This is a genomic window from Acinetobacter sp. LT1 (assembly GCF_059800965.1).
In genome coordinates this window covers 13,795-28,033 of record NZ_JBBAXE010000022.1, presented here as the reverse complement: position 1 = coordinate 28,033, position 14,239 = coordinate 13,795, and the positions used below count along the sequence as shown (strand labels likewise).

Sequence of the window (14,239 nt, the reverse complement as noted above, 5' to 3'; positions counted from 1 at the left end):
ATAAGGGTATCGTTATGGGTGCATTACAAGGAATTCGGGTTTTAGATTTAAGTCGTGTACTTGCGGGGCCATGGTGCGGGCAAATCTTGGCAGACCTTGGCGCAGAAGTGATTAAAATTGAACGTCCTCGAGTAGGTGATGACACCCGCATGTGGGGACCACCATGGATGCCCGATCAAGATGGAAACATGACCCGTGAATCTGGTTATTTCCAGTGTACCAATCGTAATAAATATTCAGTTGCGGTGGACATTACCACACCCGAAGGTCAGACTTTAATTTATGAAATTGCCAAGACTGCTGATGTCGTGATTGAAAATTATAAGACAGGGTCTTTGGCTAAATATGGTTTGGACTATGCTTCCTTAAGTGCGTTGAACCCAAATATTATTTATTGCTCGATTACGGGTTTTGGACAAGATGGCCCACGTGCACAAGAGCCTGGCTATGATTTTATTATTCAGGGTATGTCTGGCTTAATGAGTATTACTGGCGAGCCTGATGATGTGGCAGGCGGTGGTGCACAAAAGGTTGGTGTGGCTGTGGTAGATATTCAAACGGGTTTGTATTCCACGATTGCGATTCAAGCGGCCTTGATTGCACGCTCACACACTGGACGCGGTCAATATATTGATATGTCACTCCTTGATGTGCAGGTCGCGGCACTGGCAAATCAGGGAATGAACTATTTAGCTTCTGGTAAAGCCCCACAGCGCATGGGTAATCAACACCCAAGTATTGTGCCGTATCAAACTTTTAAGGCCAAAGATAAAGAATTTATTATTGCTTGTGGTAACGATAAACAGTTTAAAGATTTGTGTATTGCAATTGGTTATCAAGAGCTACTCGAAAATGAAAATTTTGTGCGCAACCAAGACCGTGTCAAATATCGAAATGAACTGATTCCTTTATTATCGGAGCACTTTTTGCAAAAAACTGCTAAAGAATGGGTTGAGATGATTCATGCTTTAAAAGTACCCGTAGGTGTTATCAACTCTATTGAAGATGCCTTGGCTGAACCACAAATTGTACATCGCAATTTGTTGGTCAATATTCCTCATCGTTTAAATGAAAACTTCCAAACGATTGGCTCACCAATCAAGTTGTCTGATACTCCAGTTGAATATCATCATGCACCGCCAGAGTTGGGTGAACATACGGCTCAAATCTTATCGAGATTTAAAACAGCAGAAGAGCTAGCTGCGTTAAAAGAGAAAGGCATTATTGATGGAAAAATTGCTTAAGCTATTGTCATTTTTAATGTGATTCAATTTAAATAAAAACTGTGATTTGCAATAAATCACAGTTTTTATTAGAAACTAAGCGTTTTAATATTTAAAAATAAGCGGCAGCTCTGGTCTGAAATCATGAATTATTCCTTGATGTTCATGATCAAAACTAATTTCCATTAAATGCTCCGATCCATCAGTCACTTCAAAATCATCAAGCGTATTGAACAGTAACGAAGTAGGGTGCTGTTCGAGGTTTGGAATAGAAACCTTAATTGAGGTGATTTCTGATAAATCTTTGCTATGCACAAGTGGTTGTTGTTTTTCTTTCGCAGCAAGGTCTGGTCGTGAAGCAAATGAGAGAAAGAACCACATTGGCTCAGATACAACAGAGTCTTTGGCAACATTTACTTCTAAGCTGGCTGGTAAATAGCTTGGCTTGTAAACCCAATTAGGAAATTTTGCGCCGTTATCATCTTTATCTTTAGGTCTAAAGCAAATACCAAAAGGGGACGGGATATTATCTTGAGCACTCAGTCGTTCAAAAAGCAGAGTTGGTTTGGTGAGATCGCTTGAGGCTTCTTCTGGATTATTTAAAAAGATTAACTCGATAAAAATGTTTTTAAAGAAAAATCGTCTGTTTTCGGTACCTTGACCTGGGTGCTTATTGGATGAACCTTCTGTTAGACCGAATTTTTTTAAAGTTTCAGCTTCGGGAGCGCCTGATTGTACACAAATAAAAATATGGTCCACTTCCATTTTAAGTTCTCATGCTAATGTTGATGAATATTAAATAATTGATTAATAGAATTTTTCATGTTTATCGCAAGTATTTCATCGAAACCATCGACTAAAAAGCGGCTAATTAAGCCTTCAATCACTGTATAGATCAGCTCAGATAAAGCTTCACCATTGGGTATATTGCAGTTTTGTGCAATCAATACTTTAATCCATTGTTTATGGGCTTTAGAAATAGAAATAATGTCTTGATCATCTTGGTTAGATTCAGCGACAGCTCTTACAAATAAACAGCCCTTAAAAAAATCTTGTCTAAACCAGTTAGTGTGCCAATCCAGAATTTTATTGATGGCCTCTAACCCTGTTGCATCTCCCACATAGCCCAAAAGGCTTTGCTTAAACCGTTCATCACGTGCAACGAGCACAGACTTAACCAGTTGATTTTTATTTTTATAGTACGTGTACATCGTGGTTTTTGAGCAGCCAGATTCATCGCGAATCAGATCGACACCAACCCCGACAAAACTATTTTCGTTAAATAACTTCTCGGCTGTATCTAATATTTTTAAGGCAGATTTTGACATAAAACTTTTCCAAAAAATAAAATAGTACAGATCTGTACTATTTGAAATTTTATCTATATGCTTTTTAAAAAGCAATGTCTGTTTAAGGAATAAAACCATGTTCTCGATTTTTTATGGCAAAGAAAAACTGGCTCCATCGCCCACTAAAATTGATGTTTTAAGAAGCCTTGTTGGGGGGACAGTCAGTATTTTTATACTTCTGTGGTTGAGTAAACTCACACACAATATCTTTATCATGGCGCCGTTTGGTGCGACCTGTGTATTGCTCTATACCGTGTCGCAGTCACCTTTGGCACAGCCGAGAAATATTATATTTGGGCATCTTATCTCGGCTTTTGTGGGTTTGTTTTTTCTAAAATTTGTCGGTGTTTCTATTTTTACAATTGCGTTATCAGTGGGCTGCGCTATTGCACTCATGCAGATTTTTAAATGCGTTCATCCACCTGCTGGAGCTAATCCTTTGGTTATTTTGCTCACCGCAAGCAGCATACATTACGAGTGGAGTTTCTTAATTTTCCCTGTTTTGGTTGGTGCAGTGTCTTTAGTTTTAGTGGCGATGCTCATTAATAATATTAAAGCAAGTACGAAGTGGCCAATGTATGGCTTGGGAATTTTAAACAGTAAAAAGTAGGGATGGCATGAAGTGTTTTGAGCTTAAAATAATGAAAGTATTCACTACGCCAAGATAGTGAATACTTTTGAATGAAATTATGATTTCTTGGAAATACGTTCTTCGATGGCAAATTTGAGTAAAGAAGCACTGCGGTAAAAACCGTGTGCGAACTTACCAAATGGCATGGTAATAAAGAAAGTCATGACAGTGGCTAAATGGAAAATCAGTAAAAGTGCCATGTAAGGGGTATTGCGAAATGCCATAAGTGCTAGCCCTGAAGCACTAACGATAAGTAGAAGGAAAATAAAGCCTCGATCTACAGGTTTTTGCTCACGGTCACCATGCAACGGATGACGTTTAAGATTTAAATAGAGTAAGCCAGCAGGCCCGACAACTAAGCCAATTCCACCTAAAGTGCCTAAAATCACAGGCAAGCTTAGGTAAGGATAAGGTGCATGTAGGTCAAGAAAATAGTGATATAAAGTCGCTACACCTGTAGCTGCAAAGCAGAGCATAAAGCCATAAAAAGTTAGGTGATGGAACACACGGCGGATTTGTGTGTAACGGTCATCTTGCTCATTACAGCCTTTACCATGACCGCCATCTAAATATTTAAGTGTTAATACATTTTGAGTGGCTTGAACCAGATCGGGTTTCTCAACTTTGCCGTGAATGACTTTAGAGGTTTGTCGCCAGAATTTGCCAATTCCAATGCCGAGCAGAACAATGGCAACTGTAAAGGTCGCTCCAAATAATAGAGCTAAAAAGTTATGCGGGAAAATCGCATAGAAATTACCTTGATAGCCTGCAAACAGGTCGGTACCTTTGTACCACACCACAGCTAACATGCAAAAAAAGAAAATAAGTGTTAATACCGAAACAAAAGGAATACCCACAGATTTATAAAGTCGACCTAAAGGCTGAGGGGTCGCAAACTCTTGGTAAGTTTCTAAACGTACTTGTGCCATCGCTTTTGGAATGTTTACGCCAAACTCATGAGGTGGGGCATATTGGCAAGCGTGTAAACAAGCACCACAGTTATGGCACAGGTTTGCGAGGTAATGAATATCGGCTTGATTAAACTCAAGGCGTTTGGTCATGGCTGCAAAAACAGCGCAAAAAGACTCACAGTAGCGACAAGCATTACAAATCTGTAGGGCTCTTTGAACTTCTTGCTCATGGTCAGAGAGCTGAACAACTGGAATTAGGGCTTTGCTATTAGCATTCATGTTCAACTCCTTGTGAAAGTGCATAGTGGGCGGCATTTTTTCCGGCAATGCGTCCAAAGGTCGTGCCAATCGACATGCCAACGCCTGCGGTATAACCCTGACCAAGTACGTTGCCTGCCATCATTTCACCTGCGACAAATAGGTTGCGGCTTGGTTTATTGTTAAAACGCACAGCCGCATCATCTTCGACTTTTAAACCTAAATAGGTAAAGGTAATGCCGGGTTTAAGGGCATAGGCATAGAAAGGTGGCTGGTCGAGAGGAACAGCCCAATGGGTTTTGTTGGGAACAATATTTTCGGTGGTGCAGTCATCTAAAACCGTATGGTTAAAGGTGCCTTGTACACAGGCTTGATTAAATTCTTCTACGGTGTGGCATAAGGTTTTTGCATTTAGCCCGATTTTTTCGGCTAACTCTTGAATGCTATTTGCTTTTACACCAGCAAATACAGGTGGCATAAAGCGGCCAATCGCTTTTGAATCAATAATCGAATAAGCAATTTGTTGGGGTTGTTTGGCAACAAGACGGCCCCAAATCGCATAACGTTTTGGCCAGAAGTCTTCGCCTTCATCGTAAAAACGTTCGGCTTTGTTATTAACCACAATTCCCAATGAAACACAGTCAATACGAGTACAAATACCGCCGTCATATAACGGTGCGCGTGCATCTACGGCTACGCAATGTGATTGTGATGGGTCACCAATAATATCGGCGCCTTGATCTATCATAAATTTAAGCAAGTTGCCCTGATTAAAGCGGGTTCCCCGAATAATGAAATTATCGGCAGGCCATTCGCCGTTTTCATTTTGTCCCCATGCTTCTCTTAACCATTCTAAATTTGACTCAAAACCACCTGCGGCTAAGACACAGCTTTTTGCTTTAAACACACGGCCATCTTCAGCAATTGCAGCTTCAAAATGTCCTTGGTTTAACTTTAGATCTTTAATTTTTGTGTTGTATAAAATTTCGATACCAAGCTCTTGGGCACTACGGTAATACGCATTAATGAGGGCTTTACCGCCGCCCATAAAAAATGCATTGGTACGTGCAACATGCAAAGCACCCGATAGTGGCGGCTGAAAATTCACACCATGTTTACGCATCCAGTCACGGCAGGTCGCCGTGCTACGAATGACGAGACGAGCTAAATGTTCATTGGTTTTGCCCGCAGTCACTTTAAGTAGGTCTTGCCAATATTCTTCTTCGGGGTAGGCATCAACCAATACATCTTGAGGAGCATCATGCATGCAGCGAAGGTTACGAGTGTGTTGTGAGTTACCACCACGCCATTCTTTAGGTGCTGCTTCTAGCACAAGCACAGAAGCGCCACTTTCTTTTGCCGTGAGCGCGGCACACAGTGCGGCATTCCCACCACCAATTACAATCACATCATGCATGGATTTCTCCCTTTCTCAGCTAGGGCTAATGTAGCTTTAAAAGGAAAGGTGAAGTGAGAGGCTAGGCTTGAATGGGTGTTTAGTAAAAATAAATACTAATAGCTTAAGTGTTTATAAGTTTCGCACCGGGCCAGCGCTTTTCATTAATCAAGTTTGCTACACAGGCACGAATCACCACCTTCGTGGCTAAGGTGGCAGGCGAGAGTTCTTCTTCAGAGAGGCTAATTAAATAATTAATACGCTCAATGGCAGGTTCTACAACGCGCAGTAAACATAGGTCTTGCCGCGAATTTAACGATGCACCCGCAGGTTGGATGGTTGCCATTTCGAGTTGGCTAATGCTTTCCATTAACAAATGCAGCCCATCAATTTCATAGGCCACTTTAAGCTGATGAATTTTCTGTTCGAGCAACAAGCGCAGTCCATGTCGTTGACTCGGTAAAATCAGGGGAAGTTCTTTAAGCTGTGAATGATTAATGGTTTGAGTATCGATACAGCTTTCAAGGTCGTATTGGCTCAGCACTTCTTTAGGCGAGATTAAAAACATCTGTTCTTTGACTAAAGACTGTATGGCCCACTGTGGGTCGACATCGTCACTAAAGATGATGGCGACATCGAGCTGCCTTGCATTCACCAAAGCTTTGAGGTCACCCGATAAGCCTTCGATTAAACGAACTTTAATGTCGGGGTAACGGTTTCTCATGAGTTTTAAAAAATGAGTGCCTATAACAGACGCAACACTCGGCGAAAAACCGACGGTGACGTGGCCACTTAAACGTGAGGAATGTGCAGAGTCTACGGCATGGTCTAGGTGTCTAAGTGCCAGTTGCACTTGTTGAAAAAAAGCTAAGCCCGCAGGGGTGGGAACCGTACCCAAAGCGGTACGTTGTAAAAGGCGAATAGAAAGCTCGCTTTCTAATTTTGAGATTTGCTGACTTAATGCAGAAGTTCCAATATCGAGATTTTTTGCAGCTTTACCCAAGCTTCCTGACTCGATCACTGCAATAAAATACTTTAATTGTTTCAGTTCCACGGCAAATACTACATTAACCTTTATGGATTAATTCTACACTGGTTTGTCGCTATAGTTTTTACTCTATTGCTTTGAGTAAACCACTAAAAGAGTAAAGGCAACATCACCTCAAGACGTTGCCTTTTAGAGCTTTTATTGTTTAACCTGCTCAAGACCCTGTTCTTCAATAATTTGTGTTGCTTGTGGCGATTTCACAAATTTGATTAACTCTTTTGCGACTTTTGCATGTTCCGAATTTTTACCAATGCCTGCCGCAAATACCGTCACTTTTTGATACGGTGCAGGGATTGGGCCGACTAATTCAACTTGACCATATTTGCCAGTAAAAGGTTTGATTTCACTAATTTGCTGGAAACCAATATCAAACTGGCCTTCGGCAATACGTTTTGCAACGCGGTCGCCTACCACTTTTTCTGCTTTACTCGAAATTACTTTGTACTCGACAGGTGGGAAGCTTGGGAAAACATCTTTTTCAAGATGCGTACCGCTCGCACTTGCTGAATAGCCGATGTGCTTGGCATTTAATAAAACTTTTTCAAACTTTTCTGCAGAACTAATGTCTGGCTTTGGCGCACCTTTAGGCACAGCCATACCAATGCTTGAATTCACTAAAGCACTTTGTGAATTTGGGTCTACATAACCCTTTTCTGCGAGCTTGCTCAGTTCAGGAGCAGCCAAGACCACCACATCAAAACGTTCACCACGATCGAGTCGATTTGGAATTGCAGTCGGTGATGCACCCATTGATGAACCAGATGAAAGGTGAACCGTGTGACCAGTTTGCTTTTCAAATATTGGAATGAGTTTTTCCATAGATGAATAGAAACCGCCTGAGCTAATCACTTCGAGTGTATCTGCGTTAGCAAGGGTTGAGCCTAAGCCTGCACCAGCTAGGCAAATGGTCATGAAGATAGGGGACTTTTTCATAGTATCTCGCTTTAATGACAGGAGAACACAGTACGGAGACGTAAGATCTGCCGTACTGTTCATTAAAATTTCAGGTTAAGTAGTAGTTGTTTTTAAGCGCTAATTTTTGCAGGTTCAGCAATCGCGTCAGTATTTTTCTGTTTAGAACCGCGGCATAGATACAAGCTTGAGATGAGGCTACAGACCGCAGCAAGCATGAGCCAGAAAGCAGGGGTACTAGGGTTGCCTGTGTTTTCGACAAGGAAGGTACAAGCCATTGGTGTCATACCACCAAAAATAGCGGCTGCAAGGCTAAATGCTAAAGAGAAACCAACTGTACGTACACGTTTTGGCATCACTTCGGCAAGGGTTGCAACCATGGTTCCGTTGTACATACCAAAGAAGAACGAGAAGTAAGCAAGCGTAATTAGAAGGTTTGAGAAACTAATGTTGCTCACTAACCAACTTAAAACCGGATAACTTGTAAAGAGAGCAAGTGTGGTAATACCGACTAGTACTGGACGGCGGCCAATTTTGTCTGAAAGCAAACCACCCATTGGTAACCAGAAGAAATTAGACAAACCAACAAACACTGTTGCTAAAAGGCTGTCTGTTACTGACATTTCTAAAGTACGTTTTGCATACACTGTGGTGTAAACCGTAATAAAGTAGAAAGTGGTCGTCGTCATTGCACTCATCATCATGCCTGCAAGGACGATGCGCCAGTTGCTCGCCAATGTGCTGAAAATTTCTTTTGTTGAAGGATGAGTCTTTTGCGATTTAAAGTCTTCAGTTTCCTCTAAAGTACGACGGAACAAGAAGATTAAAGGAATAATCAAACAACCGATTAAGAACGGAATACGCCAGCCCCATTCACCCACTTGAGCCGTAGTTAAGATGGTGTTGAGCCAGTAGCCAAGTAATGCAGCAAACACAACAGCAACTTGTTGGCTGCCAGACTGCCAGCTTGTGATAAATCCGCGATTTTTATCCGTTGCAATTTCTGCGAGATAAATAGACACACCGCCAGATTCAACACCTGCCGAGAAGCCTTGTAATAGACGTCCAATCACCACCAAAATCGGAGCAATAATACCTATGGTTTCATAACCTGGTACAAAGGTAATTAAGATGGTTCCGATGGCCATAAGGCTTAAAGTAACAATGAGACCTTTACGTCGACCAACTCTGTCGACATAAGCGCCCAAGAAAATAGCGCCGAGAGGACGCATAAGAAAGCCCGCAGCAAATACGGTAAATGTCATCATTAAAGAGACATATTCATTTTCAGAGTGGAAAAATTTTGCCGCGATATAAGTGGCATAGAAACCAAAAAGAAAAAAGTCGTACTGCTCTAAAAAGTTGCCACTCGTTACGTTTAATATTTTTTTAAAAGTAGCCCTACGGTTATTCACGACATCCATTGGAGACCTCCTTGGCCTGACAAAATGGAAACATTCACGATTTTCGAGGCTGGACCTAAATTGATTCAATCAATAAATCTAAAGAGCAAATGGGTTAGAGATGAGATTTAGCGAGGTCCTTTGCAGAAAATGTGATGCCTTGTTTCCAGTTCAAACTACACATCTATATTTCGATAAGCAGAAAACCACTTATCATTCGGACGAAAATGTAATCTCAAAAAGCAGGAGGGAGTGAGAGGGCAAAATTAATTAGGTATTTAATAAAATTAATGACTCTTTATAAAATAATTTCCGAACATGGCCAAATCTGGTTTTGAATCAAATCTTTCACACATGCCTTAATGGCTGACTTTGCGGCAAGTGCAGCAGGTGATAATTCTTCTTCGGCAAGGCTTACCAAGTAATTGATTCGTTCAACTTCAGGGTCTACTAACTTGAGTAATTGAAGCTTATGTTTGTACTCTTGCAGACAAGCGCTACCTGGGCGGACACTGGCAAGGTCGAGGTGAATTAGACTGTCCATGAGTAAGTGTAGGCCATCAATTTCATAGACGACATTAAGCTGACCAATCTTGTGCTCAAGCAACTTTCTTAAACTATGGCGCTGGCGTGGTAATACTAAAGGAAGGTCTCCAATTTGTTGAGACTGAATCACACCACTTTTGATGCATTCGGCAAGACCATATTTTTCTAGTACTTCCTTGCGTGCCATTAAATACATTTGCTCGCGTACCAAAGGCTGTATTGACCACTGTTTATCAATTTCATTGGTAAAAATAATCGCGATATCGAGCTGACGCGAGTTAATGGATTGAATTAGATTGCCCGATAGCGTTTCCACAATCTCTAAACGAATGTCTGGGTAACGTTCAGACATTAGCTTCATTAAAGGGATGCCAATCAAAGCAGTAATCGTCGGTGGAAAGCCAAGGCTGACATGTCCAGATAGTCGTGCAGAATGAGCAGCATCTACCGCGAAGTTTACTTGACGTAAAATAAGTTGAGAATGTTTTAAAAAGGCGAGACCTGCGGGAGTAGGGGTGACCCCAAAGGCATTACGCTGTAATAGGCGAATGCTTAGCTCTTGTTCTAATTTACTAATTTGCTGGCTAATAGCAGAAGCACCCACATCAAGTTTTTGGGCAGCTTTACCAATACTACCTGCTTCAACCACAGTCAAAAAATACTTTATTTGTTTGATTTCCATAATAAATGTGTTCGCTCATCATCCTTGATTTAATTTGTACAGATATGAAGGATTGGGAAATCTATCATGTGCTTTAATATTAACAGCAATCCATAAAAAAGATCTTCAATTTGATATTCTAAAAATAATAAAACGATCCTTTTCAACTTTTAATATTAAAATTTCTCCTCTAACTTTTATTTATTATTACGATAAATTTACCCTTAAATTTTATTTTCTCCCATTTCATTTTTCTTAGAATTTTAACCTATTTAATTTTACTAATGCCCCCTTTAATTTATTGGTATCACGATGTTTTCTTGATCTGTGCTTTAATCTTTTCAAATGAAAAAAGGAGCACATTAAATGCATGATGCATTAGAAAATATGATGGATTTTCAAATTATGAAGAAGAGTAACTGATTCAATAACTATTGGAAAAATATATGAGTATTTAGCTCATTTGATCAGAAGGGAAGATTGGGTAAATAGGTTTATTTATTTAAATATTAACGTTACCCATAGCATGGATATGCAAAAGACAACTCAATAGATTAAGTTTTTACTATCTTGTTGTTATTCATCAGTATTATTTAACCGAAGCATTTTTAGATATTTTTGCAAAGGTTTTAATTCTCATTATAGATCTGGTGATTGTCCTAACTTTCCCTCTCCTTAGCTATTTCTTTCAGTCGATTGATTCGTAATTTTTTTAGTAACGCTGCATTACTGAAATTCGCTGTGAAAAAGTGCATTTCAAAACATAAGACCAAAACTAAAAACCAATAAGCATGATCGTGCCAAGGAGGTCGATTATGGAGATTGGTAAAAATCAAAATATGAATAGAGCAAAACGTTATAAGGATGTATGTAACATGAAAAATTTAACTTTACTCGCATTAACATGTGTCAGTGTGACAATGGCTGGGTGTGGTTCAGGAAATGCTTCTAAAGAGGCGGGTCAGCCAAAACGTCCGGAATGTATAGCCCCAGCTAAGCCGGGTGGCGGGTTTGATATGACCTGTAAATTGATTCAATCTGGCTTTAAACAAACAGACCAGCTCAAAGATCCAATACGCGTAACCTATATGCCGGGTGGGGTAGGTGCCGTAGCCTATAACAAAATCGTAAACAGTGACCCTGCGAATAATAATGCTGTGGTTGCATTTTCCACTGGTTCACTTTTGAACTTAGCACAAGGAAAATTCGGACACTTCACTGAAAAAGATGTGAAATGGTTGTCTGGCGTCGCCGTCGATTATGGTCTGGTTTCGGTACATAAAGACTCACCATTGAAAAACCTTGATGACTTGATGAAAGCACTCAGAGAAAATCCAAAAGCACTTAGCTTTGGTGGTGCCGGAAGTGTGGGTGGTCAAGACTGGATGCAAACAGCAATGTTGGCAAAAAAAGCAGGTATTAGTCCTGCCGATTTAAGATTTGTTGCACTTGAAGGCGGTGGGGAAGTGCTGACTTCATTACTGGGGCAGCATATTCAAGTTGGGGTCGGCAATATTAGTGAAGTCAGTTCATACCTAGAGTCTGGTGATATTCGGGTTTTGGCAGTTTTTGCTAACAAGCGTTTAGACGGGAAGTTCTCAAAATTACCTACTGCAAAAGAGCAAGGCTATGACATTGAGTGGCCGGTGATCCGTGGTTTCTATATGGGACCTAAGGTCAGTGATGAAGCTTATGGTTGGTGGAAAAATGCCTTCGATAAAATGATGTCTAACCAGAAATTTGACGCAGTCCGTGAAAATCAGGATCTACTCCCATTTCAGCTGACAGGTGAAGAACTCAAAGCTTATGTTTATAAACAGACCGCGGAAATGCGGCAGTTATCGCAAGAATATAAATTATCACAATAACAAATCGGCTGGGTTGAGAAGCTATTTTTCAGCTCAGTTTTTTTCTGAGGATAGATGATGAAATCTGAACGGATTCTTACCGCCATTATTACGGTTTGTGGGTTATTTTTGTTGATTTATGCGAGCAATTTTGAAGCCCCAATTTCCTACGATCCAGTGGGCCCTAAAGCTTTTCCTATTTTATTAATGGGCTTAATTACAGCGAGTGCAGCGTATCTCACTATTCGACCGGCCATTATGTTTGAACCCGTTGAGTTGGGATGGACAAAACATCTAGTCGTTAAGTTAGCGTTATGTGCGGTGGCTTTAACGCTATATGCATTAGTTTTTGAATGGCTCGGCTTTATTGTTGCAACCCTATTAATGACCATTGCAGTGGGCAAACTTTTCCATGGCAAAACCATACCGGTTTTGGTGACAGGTTTAGTACTTAGTATCAGTACCTACTATATGTTTGACCGTTTCTTGGATGTGCCATTACCACTTGGATTTTTTGGTTAAGGATGACCCGATATGGATGTATTAAGTTTTTTAATGATGGGGTTTGAGGTTGCTTTACAACCACAGAATCTTTTAATTGCTTTGATTGGCGCATTTATTGGAACGATTGTTGGCTTATTACCGGGTTTAGGTCCAATTAATGGGGTGGCAATTTTATTGCCGTTTGCTTACGCTTTGGGTTTACCTGTAGATAGTGCCTTGATTTTATTGGCAGCAGTTTATTTGGGCTGTGAATATGGCGGACGTATTTCAGCGATTCTGTTAAACGTACCCGGAGATGCTGGGGCCATTATGACTACGTTAGATGGTTATCCATTGGCACAGCAAGGAAAGGCAGGAATCGCATTGTCTCTGTCATCGGTCAGTTCCTTTGTTGGTAGTACGGTCGCCTTTATTGGGATTGTGTTGTTTGCTCCTATATTGGCGAAATGGGCAATTGCGTTTGGACCTGCTGAATATTTTGCTCTGATGGTCTTTGCAATTGTTTGTTTAACTGGTCTGGTCAGTACGCAGCCTTTTAAAACCTTAATTATGGCACTCATGGGCCTAGCACTTTCAACTGTGGGAATGGATGCAATTACAGGTGTATATCGCTTTACCTTTAACAGTGTGGGTTTAAGTGACGGTATTGCTTTTACTACTTTGGTTATTGGCCTATTTAGTGTAAGCGAAATCCTATTAATGCTCGAACGTACGACAATTGGTCAAGTTGCCTTAAAACAAGGAAAGCGTTCTCTTTTTAATCTTAAAGAGTTCTTTTTCTCGTTGGTTGCTATTATCCGCAGTTCAGTGATTGGTTTCTTCTTGGGTATTCTTCCAGGAGCAGGTGCAACCGTTGCAAGTGCGATGGCCTATACCACTGAACGAAAAATGGCAAAAGATAGTAGCAAGTTTGGTAAAGGTGACTTACGTGGGCTTGCTGCACCAGAAAGTGCGAATAACGCAGCCGCTTGTGGTTCGTTTGTACCTATGTTGACACTCGGTGTGCCGGGCTCGGGGACGACTGCGGTCATGATGGGCGCGTTGCTTATGTACAATATTGCACCAGGTCCGCAGTTATTTGTTCAACAACCTGTATTGGTGTGGTCGCTGATTGCATCGCTTATGGTGGGTAATATCATTCTGTTGGTATTAAACTTGCCATTGGTAGGCTTCTTTGCCCGCATGCTGAGTATTCCTAATTACATTCTGATTCCGATCATCGCAAGTGTGAGTTTTGTTGGTGTGTATGCTATTCATAGCAATATCTTTGACTTGCTGTTATGTATGGGCTTAGGTGTATGTGGATATATTCTCAGAAAATTTGATTTTCCCTTAGCTCCACTGATTCTTGGTTTTGTACTTGGCGAATTAATGGAATCGAATCTGCGCCGTGCACTTTCAATTTCTCAAGGGGAACTTGATGTCTTATGGAGCAGTAACATTAGTATAGGACTTTGGATCATGTCAGGATTATTATTGATCTTGCCAATCGTTCGTAAATACTTGTTTATCAAAAAGCAACAAGCTTAAAAGGACAGCAATAATAGTCA

General features: G+C 40.7%; 13 protein-coding genes. 5 read left to right on the top strand and 8 right to left on the bottom strand.

Going from position 1 to position 14,239, the window contains the following annotated elements:
• The first annotated feature begins 14 nt into the window (after nt 1-14).
• The gene (locus WBW42_RS17100; protein ID WP_017481258.1) at nt 15-1,244 is read left to right on the top strand and encodes a CaiB/BaiF CoA transferase family protein; all 1,230 of its coding nucleotides are present in this window, start codon (nt 15-17) and stop codon (nt 1,242-1,244) included.
• An 84-nt stretch (nt 1,245-1,328) separates the two neighbouring features.
• Here WBW42_RS17100 and WBW42_RS17095 read toward each other — a convergent pair whose 3' ends face one another.
• Both WBW42_RS17095 and WBW42_RS17090 read right to left on the bottom strand, forming a co-directional pair.
• Entirely contained in the window at nt 1,329-1,988 is a 660-nt protein-coding gene (locus WBW42_RS17095) for a VOC family protein (RefSeq protein WP_032056949.1), read from the bottom strand.
• A 14-nt stretch (nt 1,989-2,002) separates the two neighbouring features.
• On the bottom strand, nt 2,003-2,551 hold the full coding sequence (locus WBW42_RS17090; protein WP_005302902.1) for a TetR/AcrR family transcriptional regulator: 549 nt from the start codon (nt 2,549-2,551) through the stop codon (nt 2,003-2,005).
• A 97-nt stretch (nt 2,552-2,648) separates the two neighbouring features.
• Between WBW42_RS17090 and WBW42_RS17085 the strand changes: the two genes are divergently transcribed.
• On the top strand, nt 2,649-3,182 hold the full coding sequence (locus WBW42_RS17085) for an HPP family protein (RefSeq protein WP_017481261.1): 534 nt from the start codon (nt 2,649-2,651) through the stop codon (nt 3,180-3,182).
• A gap of 77 nt (nt 3,183-3,259) precedes the next feature.
• Here the strand turns inward: WBW42_RS17085 and tcuB are convergent, their stop codons facing one another.
• From tcuB to WBW42_RS17055, 6 genes are all read right to left on the bottom strand, one after another.
• Complete coding sequence (gene tcuB / locus WBW42_RS17080; RefSeq protein ID WP_032056948.1) at nt 3,260-4,393, bottom strand: tricarballylate utilization 4Fe-4S protein TcuB; 1,134 nt, start codon at nt 4,391-4,393, stop codon at nt 3,260-3,262.
• Complete coding sequence (gene tcuA / locus WBW42_RS17075) at nt 4,383-5,789, bottom strand: FAD-dependent tricarballylate dehydrogenase TcuA (RefSeq protein ID WP_032056947.1); 1,407 nt, start codon at nt 5,787-5,789, stop codon at nt 4,383-4,385. The genes tcuB and tcuA overlap by 11 nt, the downstream gene beginning before the upstream one ends.
• 103 nt (nt 5,790-5,892) lie before the next feature.
• On the bottom strand, nt 5,893-6,822 hold the full coding sequence (locus WBW42_RS17070; protein ID WP_032056946.1) for a LysR family transcriptional regulator: 930 nt from the start codon (nt 6,820-6,822) through the stop codon (nt 5,893-5,895).
• Nucleotides 6,823-6,954: 132 nt separating this feature from the next.
• Nucleotides 6,955-7,749, bottom strand: a complete 795-nt coding sequence (locus WBW42_RS17065) for a substrate-binding domain-containing protein (RefSeq protein WP_032056945.1) — start codon at nt 7,747-7,749, stop codon at nt 6,955-6,957.
• A 92-nt stretch (nt 7,750-7,841) separates the two neighbouring features.
• On the bottom strand, nt 7,842-9,152 hold the full coding sequence (locus tag WBW42_RS17060; protein ID WP_017387501.1) for an MFS transporter: 1,311 nt from the start codon (nt 9,150-9,152) through the stop codon (nt 7,842-7,844).
• 277 nt (nt 9,153-9,429) lie between these two features.
• Nucleotides 9,430-10,359 (bottom strand): LysR family transcriptional regulator, encoded by a 930-nt coding sequence (locus tag WBW42_RS17055; RefSeq protein ID WP_002115857.1) that lies wholly within the window; start codon nt 10,357-10,359, stop codon nt 9,430-9,432.
• Nucleotides 10,360-11,153: 794 nt separating this feature from the next.
• Between WBW42_RS17055 and WBW42_RS17050 the strand changes: the two genes are divergently transcribed.
• The 3 genes from WBW42_RS17050 to WBW42_RS17040 are packed head-to-tail and all read left to right on the top strand — an operon-like array spanning nt 11,154 to nt 14,219.
• Complete coding sequence (locus tag WBW42_RS17050) at nt 11,154-12,206, top strand: Bug family tripartite tricarboxylate transporter substrate binding protein (RefSeq protein ID WP_032056944.1); 1,053 nt, start codon at nt 11,154-11,156, stop codon at nt 12,204-12,206.
• Between the two features lie 54 nt (nt 12,207-12,260).
• A complete protein-coding gene (locus WBW42_RS17045; RefSeq protein WP_080777003.1) occupies nt 12,261-12,707 on the top strand; it encodes a tripartite tricarboxylate transporter TctB family protein in 447 nt (148 codons plus the stop codon).
• A gap of 12 nt (nt 12,708-12,719) precedes the next feature.
• On the top strand, nt 12,720-14,219 hold the full coding sequence (locus WBW42_RS17040) for a tripartite tricarboxylate transporter permease (RefSeq protein ID WP_000382837.1): 1,500 nt from the start codon (nt 12,720-12,722) through the stop codon (nt 14,217-14,219).
• Nucleotides 14,220-14,239: the final 20 nt, after the last annotated feature.

What these genes read in the sequence shown, in the direction of transcription:
- WBW42_RS17085 (WP_017481261.1), top strand. Translation starts at nt 2,649, where the DNA reads ATGTTCTCGATTTTTTATGGCAAAGAAAAACTGGCTCCATCGCCCACT.
- tcuB (WP_032056948.1), bottom strand. Translation starts at nt 4,393, where the DNA reads ATGAATGCTAATAGCAAAGCCCTAATTCCAGTTGTTCAGCTCTCTGAC.
- WBW42_RS17095 (WP_032056949.1), bottom strand. Translation starts at nt 1,988, where the DNA reads ATGGAAGTGGACCATATTTTTATTTGTGTACAATCAGGCGCTCCCGAA.
- WBW42_RS17040 (WP_000382837.1), top strand. Translation starts at nt 12,720, where the DNA reads ATGGATGTATTAAGTTTTTTAATGATGGGGTTTGAGGTTGCTTTACAA.
- WBW42_RS17050 (WP_032056944.1), top strand. Translation starts at nt 11,154, where the DNA reads ATGGAGATTGGTAAAAATCAAAATATGAATAGAGCAAAACGTTATAAG.
- WBW42_RS17090 (WP_005302902.1), bottom strand. Translation starts at nt 2,551, where the DNA reads ATGTCAAAATCTGCCTTAAAAATATTAGATACAGCCGAGAAGTTATTT.
- WBW42_RS17100 (WP_017481258.1), top strand. Translation starts at nt 15, where the DNA reads ATGGGTGCATTACAAGGAATTCGGGTTTTAGATTTAAGTCGTGTACTT.
- WBW42_RS17060 (WP_017387501.1), bottom strand. Translation starts at nt 9,152, where the DNA reads ATGGATGTCGTGAATAACCGTAGGGCTACTTTTAAAAAAATATTAAAC.
- WBW42_RS17065 (WP_032056945.1), bottom strand. Translation starts at nt 7,749, where the DNA reads ATGAAAAAGTCCCCTATCTTCATGACCATTTGCCTAGCTGGTGCAGGC.
- WBW42_RS17045 (WP_080777003.1), top strand. Translation starts at nt 12,261, where the DNA reads ATGATGAAATCTGAACGGATTCTTACCGCCATTATTACGGTTTGTGGG.
- tcuA (WP_032056947.1), bottom strand. Translation starts at nt 5,789, where the DNA reads ATGCATGATGTGATTGTAATTGGTGGTGGGAATGCCGCACTGTGTGCC.
- WBW42_RS17055 (WP_002115857.1), bottom strand. Translation starts at nt 10,359, where the DNA reads ATGGAAATCAAACAAATAAAGTATTTTTTGACTGTGGTTGAAGCAGGT.